Source organism: Chloracidobacterium sp., from assembly GCA_016716305.1.
Taxonomy (GTDB): Bacteria; Acidobacteriota; Blastocatellia; order Pyrinomonadales; family Pyrinomonadaceae; genus OLB17.
On record JADJWP010000002.1, the window covers coordinates 1,581,731 to 1,598,038 of the forward strand.

General features: G+C 56.1%; 11 protein-coding genes and 1 tRNA gene. 3 read left to right on the top strand and 9 right to left on the bottom strand.

Features of this window, described 5'->3' with window-relative positions; translation table 11 throughout:
- From IPM28_09095 to IPM28_09105, 3 genes are read left to right on the top strand one after another with little or no spacing between them, the layout of a single operon-like run.
- On the top strand, nt 1-1,329 hold the full coding sequence (locus IPM28_09095; GenBank protein ID MBK9173148.1) for an HD domain-containing protein: 1,329 nt from the start codon (nt 1-3) through the stop codon (nt 1,327-1,329).
- Nucleotides 1,330-1,331: 2 nt separating this feature from the next.
- Entirely contained in the window at nt 1,332-2,243 is a 912-nt protein-coding gene (locus IPM28_09100; protein MBK9173149.1) for an energy transducer TonB, read from the top strand.
- Between the two features lie 55 nt (nt 2,244-2,298).
- Nucleotides 2,299-3,045 (top strand): 1-acyl-sn-glycerol-3-phosphate acyltransferase, encoded by a 747-nt coding sequence (locus tag IPM28_09105; protein ID MBK9173150.1) that lies wholly within the window; start codon nt 2,299-2,301, stop codon nt 3,043-3,045.
- Between the two features lie 196 nt (nt 3,046-3,241).
- On the opposite strand, the gene rpoC is transcribed toward IPM28_09105, so the two are convergent.
- The 9 genes from rpoC to IPM28_09150 form a co-directional block, all read right to left on the bottom strand.
- Complete coding sequence (gene rpoC / locus IPM28_09110) at nt 3,242-7,552, bottom strand: DNA-directed RNA polymerase subunit beta' (protein MBK9173151.1); 4,311 nt, start codon at nt 7,550-7,552, stop codon at nt 3,242-3,244.
- 68 nt (nt 7,553-7,620) lie between these two features.
- Nucleotides 7,621-12,075, bottom strand: coding sequence for a DNA-directed RNA polymerase subunit beta (rpoB, locus tag IPM28_09115; GenBank protein ID MBK9173152.1), 4,455 nt, complete (start codon nt 12,073-12,075; stop codon nt 7,621-7,623).
- A 440-nt stretch (nt 12,076-12,515) separates the two neighbouring features.
- Nucleotides 12,516-12,902 (bottom strand): 50S ribosomal protein L7/L12, encoded by a 387-nt coding sequence (gene rplL, locus IPM28_09120; GenBank protein MBK9173153.1) that lies wholly within the window; start codon nt 12,900-12,902, stop codon nt 12,516-12,518.
- Nucleotides 12,903-13,200: 298 nt separating this feature from the next.
- Nucleotides 13,201-14,001 carry a 50S ribosomal protein L10 gene (locus IPM28_09125; protein ID MBK9173154.1) on the bottom strand — a complete coding sequence of 267 codons (801 nt, stop codon included), beginning with the start codon at nt 13,999-14,001 and terminating at the stop codon, nt 13,201-13,203.
- 21 nt (nt 14,002-14,022) lie between these two features.
- Nucleotides 14,023-14,715 (bottom strand): 50S ribosomal protein L1, encoded by a 693-nt coding sequence (locus IPM28_09130; protein ID MBK9173155.1) that lies wholly within the window; start codon nt 14,713-14,715, stop codon nt 14,023-14,025.
- A 119-nt stretch (nt 14,716-14,834) separates the two neighbouring features.
- Nucleotides 14,835-15,260, bottom strand: coding sequence for a 50S ribosomal protein L11 (gene rplK, locus IPM28_09135; GenBank protein MBK9173156.1), 426 nt, complete (start codon nt 15,258-15,260; stop codon nt 14,835-14,837).
- 46 nt (nt 15,261-15,306) lie between these two features.
- Nucleotides 15,307-15,867 carry a transcription termination/antitermination protein NusG gene (gene nusG, locus IPM28_09140; protein ID MBK9173157.1) on the bottom strand — a complete coding sequence of 187 codons (561 nt, stop codon included), beginning with the start codon at nt 15,865-15,867 and terminating at the stop codon, nt 15,307-15,309.
- A gap of 11 nt (nt 15,868-15,878) precedes the next feature.
- A complete protein-coding gene (secE, locus tag IPM28_09145) occupies nt 15,879-16,124 on the bottom strand; it encodes a preprotein translocase subunit SecE (GenBank protein ID MBK9173158.1) in 246 nt (81 codons plus the stop codon).
- Between the two features lie 79 nt (nt 16,125-16,203).
- Nucleotides 16,204-16,279 (bottom strand) — tRNA-Trp (locus tag IPM28_09150).
- Between the last annotated feature and the right edge of the window lie 29 nt (nt 16,280-16,308).

The window sequence follows — 16,308 nt, forward strand, 5'->3', positions numbered from 1 at the left end:
TTGATTCATTCAATTCAGCATCGCCAAGGTCCCGCTGGAGGCACGACACTGTCCGAGAGAATTTACCGCGATTCGGTACACAATATAATACGCGTAAGGACGAATACGCCTGAAGGTGCGCTGATCGTCTCGCTCATCGATACGCCCGAGTTTCAGCGGCTGCGACGCGTTCGCCAGCTTGGCCTTGCTCATTTTGCATATCAGGGCGCCGAGCATTCGCGATTTACGCACAGCCTTGGTGCGTTTCATCTCGCCACTCGCCTTCTCGAGAAGCTCGGGATCAGCTACGCGCTCGCCCCCGAAGACGTGACCGCGGTTCGGCTGGCAGCTTTGCTTCACGACATCGGCCACGGGGCTTTCTCGCACGTTATCGAATCGATCCTGCATTTTCATCACGAGGATTTTACGGTCGAGGCCGTTTTGAGCGATTCGACGCGCGTCGGACAGCTTCTAAAAGCATTCGACGCCGGCCTGCCTGCCCGGATCGCCGATATCATTCGCGGCACATTTCGCCCGATGGCGCTTTCGCAGCTGGTCTCGTCACAGCTGGACGTTGACCGGATGGATTATCTGCTTCGCGATTCGCTGATGACCGGCGTGAAATACGGCGTTTACGACCTTGAGTGGATCATCAAGTCGATCGAGATCAACGAGGCGGCCGATCAGCTCTATGTTTCGGCTCCGGGCATTTATGCGGTCGAAGATTACCTTCAGGCGCGCTATTACATGTTTCGTCAGGTCTATTTTCATCGCTCGCTCCGAGCCGCTGAGGCCGTGCTCCAATCGCTACTTCGCCGAGCCCTCGATCTATACGCTGCAGGCGAGGCTGTGTGGTTCGTTCCGGGAACGCCCTTTGAACGTATCCTGAACAGAGAGAGCCTCTCGCTCGACGAACATCTGGCGCTTGACGATTCGGACGTGCTTTTTCACATAAAGCGATGGAAAGCCTCGGATGACGCGGTGCTTGCCGATCTCGCCGGCCGGTTCATCGATCGACGTTTGTTCAAAGCATTCGATCTCGACATGCCGGAAGGCGAACGCGACGGGTTCGTCAACGCGGTGCGGGCGATCGCTGAGAAGCAAGGCCTTGACCCTGACCACTATGTGATCGAGGATAAGGGCGGCGATGTCGCGCACAATTTTTACATCAAGGACGATGCGAAACCAAAGGATCTGATCTACGTCGAAGACGGCTTTGCCCACCCGCAGATACGCGAAATATCGGAGGTCAGTTCGGCGGTTCGCGGGCTTCAGAAAGGCTATCGGATCCACCGGCTTTGTTTCGCCGACGAATTGAAGGACAAAGTCTCACGCCTTTATCATTCCTGACCATGACCGAAGTCTTCCGAGCGCAAATGCAGCAGGCCGGGCAGGAAAGCTCGCTGCGGGCGGCTGCGGTTCGCTGTCTCGTCCTCGCGGCCGCGGCAACACTTTTCGCCGTCAGCGGCCACACGCAAAAGCTCGCCTTTCTAACGCCTGAGAACGACCCCGCGAATGCCGAATTCAAACAGCGGCTGTCAGACGCTGTCGGCAGCAGCGGGCTAAAGATCGTTGACAGTGACGCAGCCAGGATCGCTTTCGAAACCGTTGCGGTCGAAAATCCGCTGAACATGGCGGCCCGTGAGGCACAGCAGGCCGGAGCCGTTATCGGGTGCGACATATTCATCATCACCGCGGTGACAAACCAGCGGAGAAGTTCGTTTCAAAAGGCCCAGTATTACGAAGCGGCAGCAAGCGTTTTCGTTGTAAGTTCGCGCACCGGCAGGCTGGTTCACTGGAGGCTGGCCGATGAAGAAGCGGCCTCGCCGGAGGAGGCGAATCGCCTGCTTTTCGATTCCGCCTTACCGATCGCGGCCGAGCTGCGCAAGGTCATCGCCGACGCTTACAAGAACGACGTCGCCCTTCCGTCAGGCGGACAGGCGATCCAGGCGCTCGACCCCGAATCGGCCGCGGCGGCAGGCATTCGTTCGCCGATACCTTACAAGCGGATCAAACCGGTCTACACGCCGCAGGCTTATCTTTTCGGAGTTCGGGCAACGGTCGACGCCGAGGTCGACATTGACGGGTCGGGCAATATCCTCCGGATCGATATCGTTCGCTGGGCCGGATACGGCCTCGACGAATCGGTCGCCGAAGCGATCCGGACTATGAATTGGCGGCCGGCCGAGCGGGGAGGCAAAACATTGCCGATGCGGGTTTTGCTGCGTTACAATTTCATCAAGATCGAGAAAGAAGAGCCGTGATCGCCTGCAAAGGAAATGGGTACGCTTCACCGGCCGCAGATCGCTTCACCCCGCAATGAAAGATATCAGAGCAACGGTCAGATTCGTTTCGTTCGTTATCGCTACGTTTGGACTTTACGGTGCGTGGTGGATCACGTCGTTCTTTATCCCTAACAAACTATATTGGCGGCAGCTTGCTTTCGAGCTTTGGACCCGCAGCTTCGTCGTCGTTTCGGGTATGAAGATCGAGGTGATCGGCGAGGCGCCAAAGCCGCCGTTCTTCCTGGTCTCAAATCATCTGAGCTACGTCGACATCGCTGCCCTTCGTGCCGTTGCCCGGGGCGTCTTCGTTGCCAAGCACGAGATAAAGGACTGGTTTCTGGCAGGCAGGATCGTCCGGGACATGGGCATCATCTTCATCGACCGAAAGAACCGCCGCGATATACCGCGGGCCGGAGCCGAGATCATACAACGACTCAGCGACGGCGAAGGCGTCATCGTCTTTCCGGAAGGGACGAGCACAAAGGGCGAAGAGATACTGCCTTTTAACTCTTCATTTTTCGAGTTTGCGGCAAAGACCGATCTGCCCGTGTCGTATGCCTCGATCTCGTACCGGACGCCGCCGGGCGGCCCGACCGCAAGCGAGGTCGTTTGCTGGTGGGACGATACGACCTTCTTGGCGCACATGTATCGGTTGTTCAAGATCCGCGAGTTCACGGCCGTCGTTACATTTGGCGATGAGCCGGTGCTGAACATCGATCGCAAGAAACTTGCCGACGAGCTCTGGACAAAAGTACATGAGCGTTTTGTCCCGGTCATCTGACGCAATAGGTGTTGAACCATGATGGAGCCGCGGCGTCGTGCCAACTCTGATCCCGCCGTTCGATCGGCCTCAGTACCGATCGTCGCCGCGCACCGATCTGCAACGGCGAACTGAGCAAACAAAAGCCCCGGCCGGTAACGGCCAGGGCTTTGTTATTCTGCGTAAGACCGCCGGTACGGCGTCATCGGCCAACGAACTATATCTCGTCATCATCGTCGAGTTCTATTTTCATAGCCTCGTCGATGTCGAATTCCTCTTCTTCGAGATCTGCCGATTCATCATCGAGATCGAGATCCTCGTCAAGTTCGACGTCCTCGACACCCGGAATTCCGGCGAGCGGCGGAAGGTCCAGGCCGCCCCGGATATTCTCGAGCTCGTCAAATTCGTCCTCTTGCTTACGGTTCTCGGTCGCGTCAGGGGCGATCCGGACGTTGCGGTAATATTTCATACCGGTTCCGGCCGGGATAAGGCGTCCCATGATCACGTTCTCTTTCAAGCCGCGAAGGTAATCGACACGGCCCGAGATAGCGGCTTCGGTCAAGACCCGCGTCGTTTCCTGGAAGCTCGCCGCCGAGATGAACGAATCGGTCGAAAGCGACGCCTTGGTGATGCCGAGAAGAAGAGGTTCGCCGACCGAGGTCTTGCCGCCTTCCTCTGAAACGCGGCGGTTCTCGTCCTCATAACGGAATCGGTCGACCTGCTCTTCCATCAGGAATTCGGTATCGCCGACCTCCTTTATCTTGACCCACCGCAGCATCTGACGAACGATCACCTCGATATGCTTATCGTTGATGTTCACACCCTGCAGGCGGTAGACTTCCTGGATCTCAGAAACGAGGTAGTTCTGCAACGCCTCGGTCCCGAGAACGCGAAGAATATCGTGCGGATTGAGCGGCCCGTCCATCAGCGGTTCGCCCGCCTTGACGTGATCGCCGTCCTGGACGTTGATATGCGTACCGCGTGGGATATCGTATTCGCGTTCCGCACCGTCCTCGCCGGTGATGATGATCTTTCGCTTACCTTTTGAGATCGTCCCGAGCGTGACCGACCCATCGATCTCGGACATCACCGCCGTCTCACCCGGACGCCGTGCTTCGAAAAGCTCGACGACACGCGGCAGACCGCCGACGATGTCTTTTGTCTTTGTGGTCTCACGCGGGATCTTGGCGATGACGTCGCCGGCCTCGACCGCCTGTCCGTCCGTCACCTGAAGGTTCGCCCGGATAGGCATTTGGTAAGTCTTCTGGACCTTGTTGCCAAGGCGGATCTCAAGACGCGGCTGATTCTTTTCGTCCGAATCTTTTACCACAAGCCGGATCTGGCCCGTGACCTTATCGACCTCCTGTTCGACCGTCTTGCCTTCCTTCAGGTCCTGGAATTTCACGGTTCCCGATACCTCGGTGAGGATCGCGAACGTGAACGGATCCCACGTGGCAAGCATGTCGTCCTCTTTGACCTTTTGGCCATCCTTGACGTGAAGCTGCGCGCCGTAAACGATCTTATAGCGTGCGACCTCGCGTCCGCGCTCGTCCATGAGGCCGAGTTCCGAAGGCTGACGTTTCATCGAGATCATTTCACCTTTACGGTTCTTGATCACCTTCCAATCGTCAATGAACTTAACGGTCCCGTCCATCGCAGCGGCGTGTTTCGTCTCTTGCTCGAGACGTGCGGTACCGCCGACGTGGAAGGTTCTCATCGTCAGCTGGGTTCCCGGTTCGCCGATCGATTGGGCAGCGATAACACCTACCGCCTCACCGATCTCGACCGTCTCGCCGGTCGCAAGGTTGCGTCCGTAACATTTGACGCAGATGCCGCGGCGGCTTTCGCAAGTGAGAGCCGAGCGGATGCGGATCTTCGAAAGGCCCGATAGCTGAACGGCTGCGGCGAGATCTTCGTCGATCTCGACGTTGGCATCGACTATCTTGGTGCCATCGACCGGATCGATGATATCGTCGAGCGATGTACAGCCGACGATGCGGTCGCGGAGCGATTCGACCTCCTCACCGTTGCGGATGATCGCCTCGGCCCATACGCCGCGGAGCGTTCCGCAATCTTCTTCCGAAACGATCACGTCCTGAGCGACGTCGACGAGGCGGCGGGTCAGATAACCCGAGTCGGCCGTTTTCAAAGCCGTATCGGCAAGGCCCTTACGAGCGCCGTGCGTCGAGATGAAGTACTGCAGCACGTTGAGGCCCTCGCGGAAATTCGCAACGATCGGGGTTTCGATGATCTCGCCTGAAGGCTTGGCCATGAGGCCGCGCATACCTGCAAGCTGACGGATCTGAGCATCCGAACCACGAGCACCGGAATCGGCCATGACGAGGATCGGGTTCAATTCCTTTCGCTCATCTTCGCGGGCATGCATGGCAAGGAACATCTCTTTAGCGACGCGGTCTGTAACATCTGACCAGATCGCCGTCACCTTGTTTTCGCGCTCCATGTTGGTCATGGTCGCATCTTCGTACTGCTTCTGAAGTTTATCGACCTCGACACGGGCTTCTTCGATGATGCCCTTCTTGCTGGCCGGCGTGACCATATCGTCGATACCGATCGACATGCCCGACTTGGTCGCGTAAAGGAAGCCCATCGTCTTGAGGTCATCAAGCAGGGCAACGGTGTGTTCGCGTCCGAGTTTGAGGTGACAGAAGCTGACCAGCGACTGCAGGCCTTTCTTCTTGAGCGTTCCGTTCACGAACGGCAGGCCGTCGCGCGTCAGACGTTCATTAAGAATGACACGGCCGACGGTCGTATCTATCACGCGATCGACATTCTCGCGGATCGTCGCACGCAGAACGTCCTGCGGACTGTGTTCGAGCGTAAGGTCGATCAGGTCGCCGCGCCAACGCAGCCTGATCTTGGTCTGCGTTTCGATCACGCCTGCGTCCAAAGCAAGCAGCACGTCATCGACCGAGTTGAAGGCCTTGCCTTCGCCCCGCATTTCGTCGCGGCCGAGCGTAAGGTAATAGCAGCCGAGGACGATGTCCTGCGACGGTACCGTGATCGGCTGGCCCGAAGCCGGCGAAAGCAGGTTGTTCGACGCAAGCATCAGGACGCTCGCTTCGATCTGAGCTTCGGCCGAGAGCGGAATGTGGACGGCCATCTGGTCGCCGTCAAAGTCGGCGTTGAACGCGGTACAGACGAGCGGATGGATCTTGATCGCCTTGCCCTCGACAAGGACCGGTTCGAAAGCCTGGATACCGAGGCGGTGAAGCGTCGGCGCACGGTTGAGCAGGACAGGATGTTCGCGGATCACCTCTTCGAGGATGTCCCAGACGATCGGTTCCTGGTGTTCGACCATTTCCCGGGCCTGTTTGATAGTAGCCGCATGAGCATCCTTTTCAAGCTTGTTGTAAATGAACGGCTTGAAAAGCTCGAGCGCCATCTTTTTCGGCAGGCCGCATTGATGGAGTTTGAGTTCCGGCCCGACGACGATCACCGAACGGCCCGAATAGTCGACACGCTTGCCGAGCAGATTCTGGCGGAAGCGGCCCTGTTTGCCCTTTAGCGTACCGGACAGCGATTTCAGCGGACGATTGTTGGCTCCGCGAAGCACGCGGCCGCGGCGGCCGTTGTCGAACAATGCGTCGACCGCCTCTTGCAGCATCCGCTTTTCGTTTCGAACGATGACCTCAGGAGCACGCAGTTCGATCAGCTTCTTGAGACGGTTGTTGCGGTTGATCACACGCCTGTAAAGGTCGTTGAGATCTGAGGTCGCAAAGCGTCCGCCATCAAGAGGCACAAGCGGGCGAAGTTCGGGCGGGATCACCGGGATCACGTCGAGGATCATCCATTCGGGCGAATTACCCGAACGAAGGAACGAATTGGCGACCTTTAGACGCTTGGAGTATTTCAGCTTTTTCTGCTGCGATGTCTCTTCGCGCATCTTCTGACGAAGCTCTTCAACGAGTTCCTCGACGTTGATCTTCATCAGAAGTTCTTTGATCGCTTCGGCACCCATCTTTGCAACGAACTGATTGGGGTAATCGCGTGTCAATTCGCGATAACGTTCGTCCGTGACAAGGTCTTTCTGCTTAAGGTCAGGGACATCGCCTTCATCGATGACGATGTAGGTCTCGAAATAGAGGATCTTCTCAAGATCGCGAAGCGTGATGTCGAGAAGGTGCCCGATCCGCGAAGGCAGCCCTTTAAAGAACCAAACGTGCGAACATGGGCTTGCAAGCTCGATATGCCCGAGCCGCTCACGGCGGACCTTCGACTGTGTGACCTCGACGCCGCATTTATCGCAAATCACACCGCGATGCTTCATCCGCTTGTATTTGCCGCACAGACACTCCCAGTCCGAGACCGGGCCGAAAATGCGGGCACAAAACAGTCCGTCGCGCTCCGGCTTGAAAGTTCGGTAGTTGATCGTTTCCGGTTTTGTGACCTCGCCATGCGACCACGATCGGATCTTGTCCGGTGAAGCGAGGCTGATGCGGATCGCTTCGTAATTTGTGGTCAATTGCGTCTTGCTTTCGTTATTGAATCGAAACATTCTTTTCTCCATTGTGGAATGCGGAGAGCGGAGTGCGGAACGAAGAGTTCCGCATTCGGCAATACGCAGTCCGCACTAAACTAATCAACTCCAACCAGTGCATCAACGCCCGCGGCGATCTCATCGGGGTCGATCTCATCTTCCTGGATCAGCTCGACGTCGAGGCACAAGCTCTGCAGCTCGCGTACAAGCACGTTGAATGATTCCGGTATGCCGGGCTCAAAGTTTGAAACGCCCTTGACGATCGTTTCATATATCTTCGAGCGGCCCGCGACATCGTCCGATTTGCACGTCAGCAGTTCCTGCAGGATATGGGCGGCACCATAAGCCTCGAGTGCCCAAACCTCCATCTCGCCGAAACGCTGGCCGCCGAACTGCGCCTTACCGCCGAGCGGCTGCTGCGTGATCAGACTATACGGCCCGATCGAACGAGCGTGGATCTTGTCGTCGACAAGGTGCGAGAGCTTAAGCATGTATATGTAACCGACGGTCACTTTCTGCTCGAACTGCTCGCCGGTTAACCCGTCATAGAGCCTCGTCTTACCCGATGGCCCGACCGATGGCGGCAAACCAAGTTCGTCGTACCGGTCATTCGCCTGGCCGATATACTCTTTGATCTCGTGTTCGCTCGCGCCGTCGAAGACCGGCGTCGCGAAATGGAGCCCAAGCACGCGGGCGGCCCAGCCGAGGTGGGTCTCGAGGATCTGCCCGACGTTCATACGCGACGGCACGCCGAGCGGATTGAGCACGATCTCGACCGGAGTTCCGTCCGGCAGATAGGGCATATCCTCTTCGGGCAGGATGCGTGCGATAACGCCCTTGTTTCCGTGGCGTCCGGCCATCTTGTCGCCGACCGAGAGCTTACGTTTCATCGCGACAAAGACCTTGACCATCTTGATAACGCCCGGAGGCAGTTCGTCGCCCTGTTTCAGCTTGGTGATCTTCTCGTCGTAGATGTCCGAGAGGATGCTGATCTGACGTTCGGTACGCTGTTCGTACTCTTTGATCTCGCCTTTGATGTCGATATTTCCTGACGAAACTTCGGCGTTCTTGAGCAGCTTGGTCGAGATACCGGTCAAAAGGTCACGTTTAAGCGTGGTCCCCTTTTTGACAATGACCTCTTTGCCTTCGAGCAGGTCCTTGGTCAGCTTGCGGCCTTCGAAAAGCTCATAGATACGCTCGTCACGCTGTTCTTGTAGAATACGGATCTCGTCCTCAAGGTCGCGGCGTAGATCTTCTTCCTCCATTCCCTCGATATCGAGCGAACGTTCATCCTTATCCTGACCCTTGCGGGTAAAGACCTGAACGTCGACGACCGTTCCATCGATCCCGGGCGGGCAGGTCAACGAAGCGTCTTTGACGTCGCCGGCCTTTTCGCCAAAGATCGCCCGGAGGAGCTTTTCTTCCGCGGTCAGCTGCGTTTCGCCTTTGGGCGTGACTTTTCCGACGAGTATCGAACCCGGCTTTACCTGAGCACCGATGCGGATAATGCCCGACTCATCAAGGTCGCGAAGCATATTCTCGCCGATGTTCGGAATATCACGCGTGATCTCCTCAGGGCCAAGCTTTGTATCGCGGGCCTCGATCTCGAGTTCCTCGATGTGGATCGACGTATAATAGTCGTCCTTGACGAGGCGTTCCGAAACAAGGATCGCATCCTCAAAGTTATAACCTCGCCAGGGCATGAACGCGACCAGGACGTTGCGCCCCAGTGCAAGCTCGCCGCGATCGGTACACGGACCGTCCGCAATGACCTGGCCTTTTCTGACACGCTCACCGACCTGGACGATCGGCCGCTGGTTGATACAGGTGTTCTGATTAGAACGCTTGAATTTGACCAGCGAATAGATGTCAGCCGTCACCTCGCGCGAGATGGTCCCGTCGACGTGATGATCTGCTTTGACGATGATGCGTTCCGAATCGACGTAATCGACTACGCCGTTTCGTTTGGCGATAACGACCGCACCCGAGTCGCGGGCAGCGATCTTTTCCATTCCGGTCCCGACATACGGCGATTCTGCCCGCAGCAGCGGCACCGACTGACGCTGCATGTTCGAACCCATCAGGGCACGGTTGGCGTCGTCATTCTCAAGGAACGGGATAAGCGATGCCGCAACCGAGACAAGCTGCTTCGGCGAGACATCCATGTACTGGATATCGGCACGGTCGGCTGTGATGAACTCGCCTTTCTGACGTGCGGCGTTGCGCTCGTTTACGAGGTGGCCTTTCGCGTCGAGTTCGATGTTCGCCTGGCCGATGATCCACTTGTCCTCTTCCCATGCGGTCAGATAGAACGGAAACGGCTCATATTCGGCGATCTTTCCGCCTTCCTTGGCGACCTTCTTGTTCGCTTTCTCGACGTCTTCGAGCGGAACATGCTCCCGCGGCTTGAATTTGGTATCTCCGCCGTTCTGCACCTTTACATATTCGATCACGCGTCCATCGACCACCCTCCGATAGGGCGATTCGATGAAGCCGTACTCATTGATCCGGGCAAAGCATGACAGCGACGAGATAAGGCCGATGTTCGGTCCTTCAGGCGTCTCGATCGGGCAGATGCGGCCATAGTGGGTCGGGTGAACGTCGCGGACCTCGAACCCGGCGCGTTCACGCGAAAGGCCGCCCGGCCCGAGGGCCGACAGGCGTCGTTTATGCGTGATCTCGGAAAGCGGGTTGGTCTGGTCCATGAACTGCGACAGCTGCGACGAGCCGAAAAACTCGCGGACGGCCGCCGTCACCGGCTTGGCGTTAACGAGGTCGCGCGGCATTGTCGTGAACATGTCCTGTTGAATGGACATTTTCTCTTTGATCGCCCTTTCCATCCGCTCAAGGCCGATACGGAACTGATTTTCGAGCAATTCGCCGACCGCGCGAACGCGGCGGTTGCCGAGGTGGTCGATATCGTCCTGCGAATAATGTTCGCTGTCCCTTTTCATTCGAAGCAGATAGTTGACCACTTCGATAAAGTCTTTCGCTTCGAGCAACGGATCGTTGATGCGGTCCTTTTCGGGCCGGCCCATCTTGATGTTGAACTTCAAACGGCCGACGCGCGAAAGATCGAATCGCCGTGTGTCAAAGAACATTCCCTCCAGCAGATGGTAGGCGGTCGGTACGGTCGGGGGATCGCCCGGACGCATCTTTCGATAGATCTCGAGCAAGGCATCGACCGGTTTCGAGATCGCGTCTTTTCTCAGCGTGTTCGAGATGACCTCGCCGATCGTGTCGTTCTTTGGAAAGAAGACCGAAAAGCTTTCGACGCCCTCTTCGATTATCTGCTGCAGCTTGGCCGCGCTGATCTCGGTGTTCGATTCGATTATGACCTCGCCGGTCTCGAGATTGATGACGTCGTTTACCGCGAACGCACCCTCGAAATCAGCCGGTGCGACCTCGACCTTTTCTTTCCCGAGCCGACGCAGATCAGCGAGTGCTGATTTGGTGATCTTTTTGCCGACGCGGGTGATCTCTTCTTTCTTGTCCTTGATGTCCTCTTCGGCTCGCATTCCGGCAAGGTGTGTCTCACCCTCGCGTTTGACCTTGACGTAGAGCTTGCCCTTTTCGACAACGGCATCGTCGACGACGTAGAAGAGCTTCAGTATCTCGGCATTGCCGTATTCGGCGTTCTTGACTACCTCTTCGAGTATCGTGTCGGAGACGGTCTTCATGTCGATCTGCGGATTGAGCCACAGGCCGAGTGCCCGGAGAAAGATCGTCGCAAGGATCTTTCGCTTCCCTAAGCGAGCATGAAGCAGGCCTTTCTGATCGTATTCGAATTCGACCCACGAACCGCGGTAAGGAATTATCTTTGCGAGATATTCGTCGCGGTCGCCCTTGAAGAAAACGCCCGGGCTGCGATGGAGCTGCGATACGATGACGCGCTCGGTACCGTTGATGATGAACGTTCCGTTATCGGTCATCAGCGGGATCTCGCCGAAGAACACGTCCTCTTCCTTGATGTCGCGAATTGTCGAAACGCCGGTTTCCGCGTCCTTGTCGAAGACCGTCAGACGGATCTTGACCTTCAGCGGAACGCTGTACGACATGCCCCGCTCCTGACATTCCTGCTGGTCGTGTTTGTGTTTAAGGCCTACCGGCTCACCGCAGTTGTTGCAGAGGTTAGGCCGGACGGCGTTGAACGTTCCGCAGCTGTTGCAGAGCACATCGGCCGGATTGAACGGATCGACCTTGACCTTCGAACCGCAGTTCTTACAATTTGCCCGAAGGTGTTCGAGGCCCTCGAGGTTGCCGCATTTACACTGCCAGTTCCCGATCTGGTATTCGACGTATTCAAGCGTTGCCGTCTCGCGAAAATCCGAGACCGGAAATATCGATTGGAATACAGACTGGAGTCCGATATGATCGCGTTCTTCGGGGATCAGGTCCATTTGAAGAAAGCGGTTGTATGACTCCCGCTGAACTTCGATCAGGTTCGGTATCTGGGCGGTCGTATAGATCTTTGAAAAATCTACGCGCTCAGGCGATTGGCTTGTTCGCCGTCCGAGTCCTATCGAGTTGATTTGTAGCGGATTATTGATCATATAATTGAGATCCCTGCGGAAAAAAAACCTGTTGATTTATCCGTTCTTTCTTGGTAGGATTCTGGAATCGCCAGCCCTCCCGCGAAAACTTTTTGAAAAAGACGGCAAATGCGGTCGAGGGCAAAGTCCGCCCAGACCGCTTTTGTAGCAGCTAAATGCCGTTATATATATTTTCGAGAGTGCCAAAAAAGAGACACCGACTCTCCATTGCGACTTGATCGCCCGTAAAAACCCTGAGGAAAAGCCGCCTGGCCTCGCCTCATACCGCTGCGACGATAAGCGTGGAGAAAACACCTTCCAATACGCCTATCTGGCAGTATAGCAGTCAAACCACCGGCTCGCAAGATTTCAGAGGGCCTGGCCGGCATCGACGCAATTGCGACCGCGATAAAACGGTGTAAATGCGGCAATGCCTGCCAGACTCTTAGTTTTTCGGTTGACTATTTGACCTCGACCGATGCTCCGGCTTCCGTCAACTTGGCCTTGATCTCTTCGGCCTCGTCTTTCGAAACGCCTTCCTTCAGCGGTTTCGGAGCACTGTCAACAAGGTCTTTGGCCTCTTTCAGCCCGAGTCCTGCGACGATCTCGCGAACGACCTTGATGACGGCGATCTTGTTGCCGCCGGCTGCCGTAAGGACAACGTCAAAGGAATCTTTCTCTTCGGCTGCGGGTGCACCGCCATCACCTGCGGCTGCGGCTGCGACCATCACAGGTGCGGCTGCGGCTGCGGCCGAAACGCCAAAAACCTCTTCGAGTTCCTTGACCAATTCAGACGCTTCCAAGAGCGTCATACCTTTCAAAAATTCGACTACTTCGTCTTTCGTGATTGCCATGTTCTTTATCTATCTCCTATTCAGGGTTCTAAATTTAGTAAATAGTAACTAGCGGATCGGAATCAGCGTCCAAATGGCAGCTGCCTTCGACTCACTATTTACCGCTTCTTGCCGTTAGAACCCACGGGACCAAGGATCCGGGTGCATCTCCGTTTCGTTTGGCCCGAGCAGCACAGGCGACCTGACAAATCGCCCGGCTCGTTTTCCTTGAGTACGGCTATTAGGGCCTTTCGTCCCAATTTCAAAATCGAAGCTCCTGATCTCCGAAACATCGGGAAAGAGCCTCAAAAACCTATTCCGCTTTGTCGTCGGCTTCGGCTTCCGCGGCCGGAGCGTCCACATCCGGAGCGGCGTCCGTCGCGGCCGGCTCGTCTGCAGGTGCGGCTTCTGCTGCGGCCTCTGCAGGTGCTTCTTCGGCTGCCGGAGCCTCCTCCTCTGCTGCGGGTACGGGCTCTTCAGCCTTCACCTCAGCCGCCGGAACCTCTTCGGCTGCCGGTGTCGCTTCAGCAGGAGTTTCTTCGACCGCGGCAGGCGCAGCCTCTTCCGCTTTTACCTCAGCAGACGGAGCACCCGATGGAGCCTTTTCGCCGATCTGTTTGATCACAACCGCCAGGTCGCGCGGAACGGCATTGATGACCGTTACGATACGCTGAGCCTGAGCGTTGAGCACATAGAGGAGCTTCGACATCAGCTCTTCCTTTGAAGGAAGGTTTGCAATCGAGGTGACCTGAGCCAGATCGACCAGCTTGCCGTCGACGACGCCTGCCTTGAACGTGTAAACGTCGGCGTTCGCCTTCATGAACTTCGAGATCGCTTTCGATAACACCACAGGGTCATTATCGGTCCATGCGATCGCGGTAACGCCCTTCAGATGCTCGGTCGCTTGCTCAAAGTCAGTGCCCTTTACCGCGATCCGTGCAAGGGTGTTCTTTACCACCTGATATTTCGCACCCGCTTCGCGAAGGCTGTTTCGGAATTCCTGGTCTTTCGTCACCGACAGGCCCTTAAAGCTGACGACCATCGCCGATTTCGACTTCTGCAGCGATTCGGTGAGGGCGACAAGGTCCTTCTGTTTTGTTTCTCGTGATTTCATTTCTCTATTCGCACCTCACTATTAAACGTACGCGAGCTCGTCGAGCAAAACGCCCGGGCTCATCGTCGCTGCAAGATTGATCTTCTTAAGATAACGGCCTTTTGCGGTGGTCGGCTTTGCTTTCATTACCGCGCTGATAAGGACCTTGGTATTTTCGGCAAGTTTTGCCTCGTCAAACGACACCTTTCCGACCGGCGAATGGATCACACCCGTCTTATCGACGCGGTATTCCACCTTGCCGGCCTTGGTCTCTTCGATGGCCGTTTTCACGTCCATCGTCACCGTACCTGTTTTCGGGTTTGGCATTAGGCCTCGAGGACCGAGGACCTTACCGAGCTGGCCGACCTTGCCCATCATGTCGGGCGTCGCGATCAGAGCATCAAAATCGAGCCAGCCGCCTTTGATCTTCTCGACGATGTCGTCGCCGCCGGCCTCGTCCGCCCCAGCTTCCTGAGCCTCGCGGATCTTGTCGCCCTGAGCGATGACAACGACCTTTTTCGCAGCTCCGCCCAAACCGTGCGGGAGAACGATGGTCCCGCGAACGAGCTGATCGGCCTTTCGCGGATCGACTCCGAGCCACATCGTCAGCTCGACCGTCTCGTCAAACTTTGCAAATGCGATCTCTTTCAGTTTTGAGACCGCCTCTTCAAGCGTGTGCTTCTTGTTCGGCTCGATCTTCTCCAGAGCCGCAAGATATTTCTTGCCTCGTTTCATTTTACCTCCAGGTGCTAACGGATGAGCGAGTCATCCTCCCTTTCTTGAATATTGGCGGTTGGCAGTCGCGGTTGACCGTCAAAAGCTATGCTTTTCGGCCAAGAGCCGCTGCCTTCTGCCTAAACTATCGTCAGGCCCATCGACTTCGCCGTGCCCTCGATCGTCCGCATTGCGGATTCGAGATTGGTCGTGTTGAGGTCCTGCATCTTCTTCTTCGCGATCTCTTCGATCTGAGCCTTTGTGATCGTTCCGACCTTTTCCTTGTTCGGCTTGCCTGAGCCCTTCGGGATGCCGGATGCTTTGCGGAGCAGATCTCCGGCCGGTGGTGTTTTGGTCTCGAACGTGAATGAACGATCGGCATAGACCGTGATGACGACCGGGATCTTCATATCCGGGTCATCGTTCTGCGTCTTTGCGTTGAACGCCTTGCAGAACTCCATGATGTTGACGCCGTGCTGGCCCAATGCGGGACCGATCGGCGGAGCCGGGTTGGCCTTACCCGCCGGTATCTGTAATTTGATGTAGCCTTCTATCTTCTTTGCCATTGTCTTTTCGATTAACGATCTCGGGCGAACCCGAAAATGTCCTCATTTATTCTTCTTCAGCGAAAGTCACCTTCTCGACCTCGAGAAACGCCAGTTCGTACGGCGTTGAACGGCCAAAGATGGTGATCGATACTTTCAAAGTATTCTTGTCCTCGTTCACCTCTTCGACCTTGCCGGTGAAGCTCGCAAACGGCCCCGACTTGATCCTTACCACCTCGCCTACCTGATAGGTGAACTTCGGTTTCGGCTTTTCGGTCGCGACCTCAATATTGCGTACGATCTGGTCGACCTCTTCCTGTGTAAGCGGCGTCGGCTGCTTACCGCCGAGGAAACCGGTGACCTTCGGCGTCGATTTGATCGCGTGAAACACGTTGTCAGGTATCTTGCCCTTTTCGTCACACTCGATCTCGACGAGGACGTATCCGGGATAGAACATCCGTTCGGAAACGTGCTCTTTATTGCCCCGCATTTCGACGACCTTTTCTTTCGGAAGCACGACGCCGGTGATCTGCTCGGCAAGCTCCATGTCGCGAATGCGGGCATTAAGGCTTTCGACGACCTTATTTTCGTGTCCCGAGTATGTGTGGATAAAATACCACTGCTTCATCTCAAATATCCTTAAATACCGGCGATCCGGTTAACGACCCATGTGATCGCTTCGAGAAAATAGATCCAGAATCTGTCGATCAGAAAGAGAAAGACCGCGAAGAAAAGAACATTGATGATAACGATCATCGTGGTCTTTTTGACATCGTCGCTTGACGGAAAGCTGACGCGGGTCATTTCCTCGCGCGTCTTTCGGACAAATTCGCCGACGCTCTCCTTACTCTTGCCTTTTTCCAGGCCGGACACTGCTTCTGACACGATTGCTTCTCCTATTCGAACGACCCAATCATTTCGCCGGGGCCATTTGAGCGGCCACTCAGCCGATCCAAGTAATTAATGGCAGGGGTACCAGGACTCGAACCCGGACCTAAGGTTTTGGAGACCTCCATGCTAACCATTGACACCATACCCCTAAATCGAAATGGTGATCTACGAATGATGA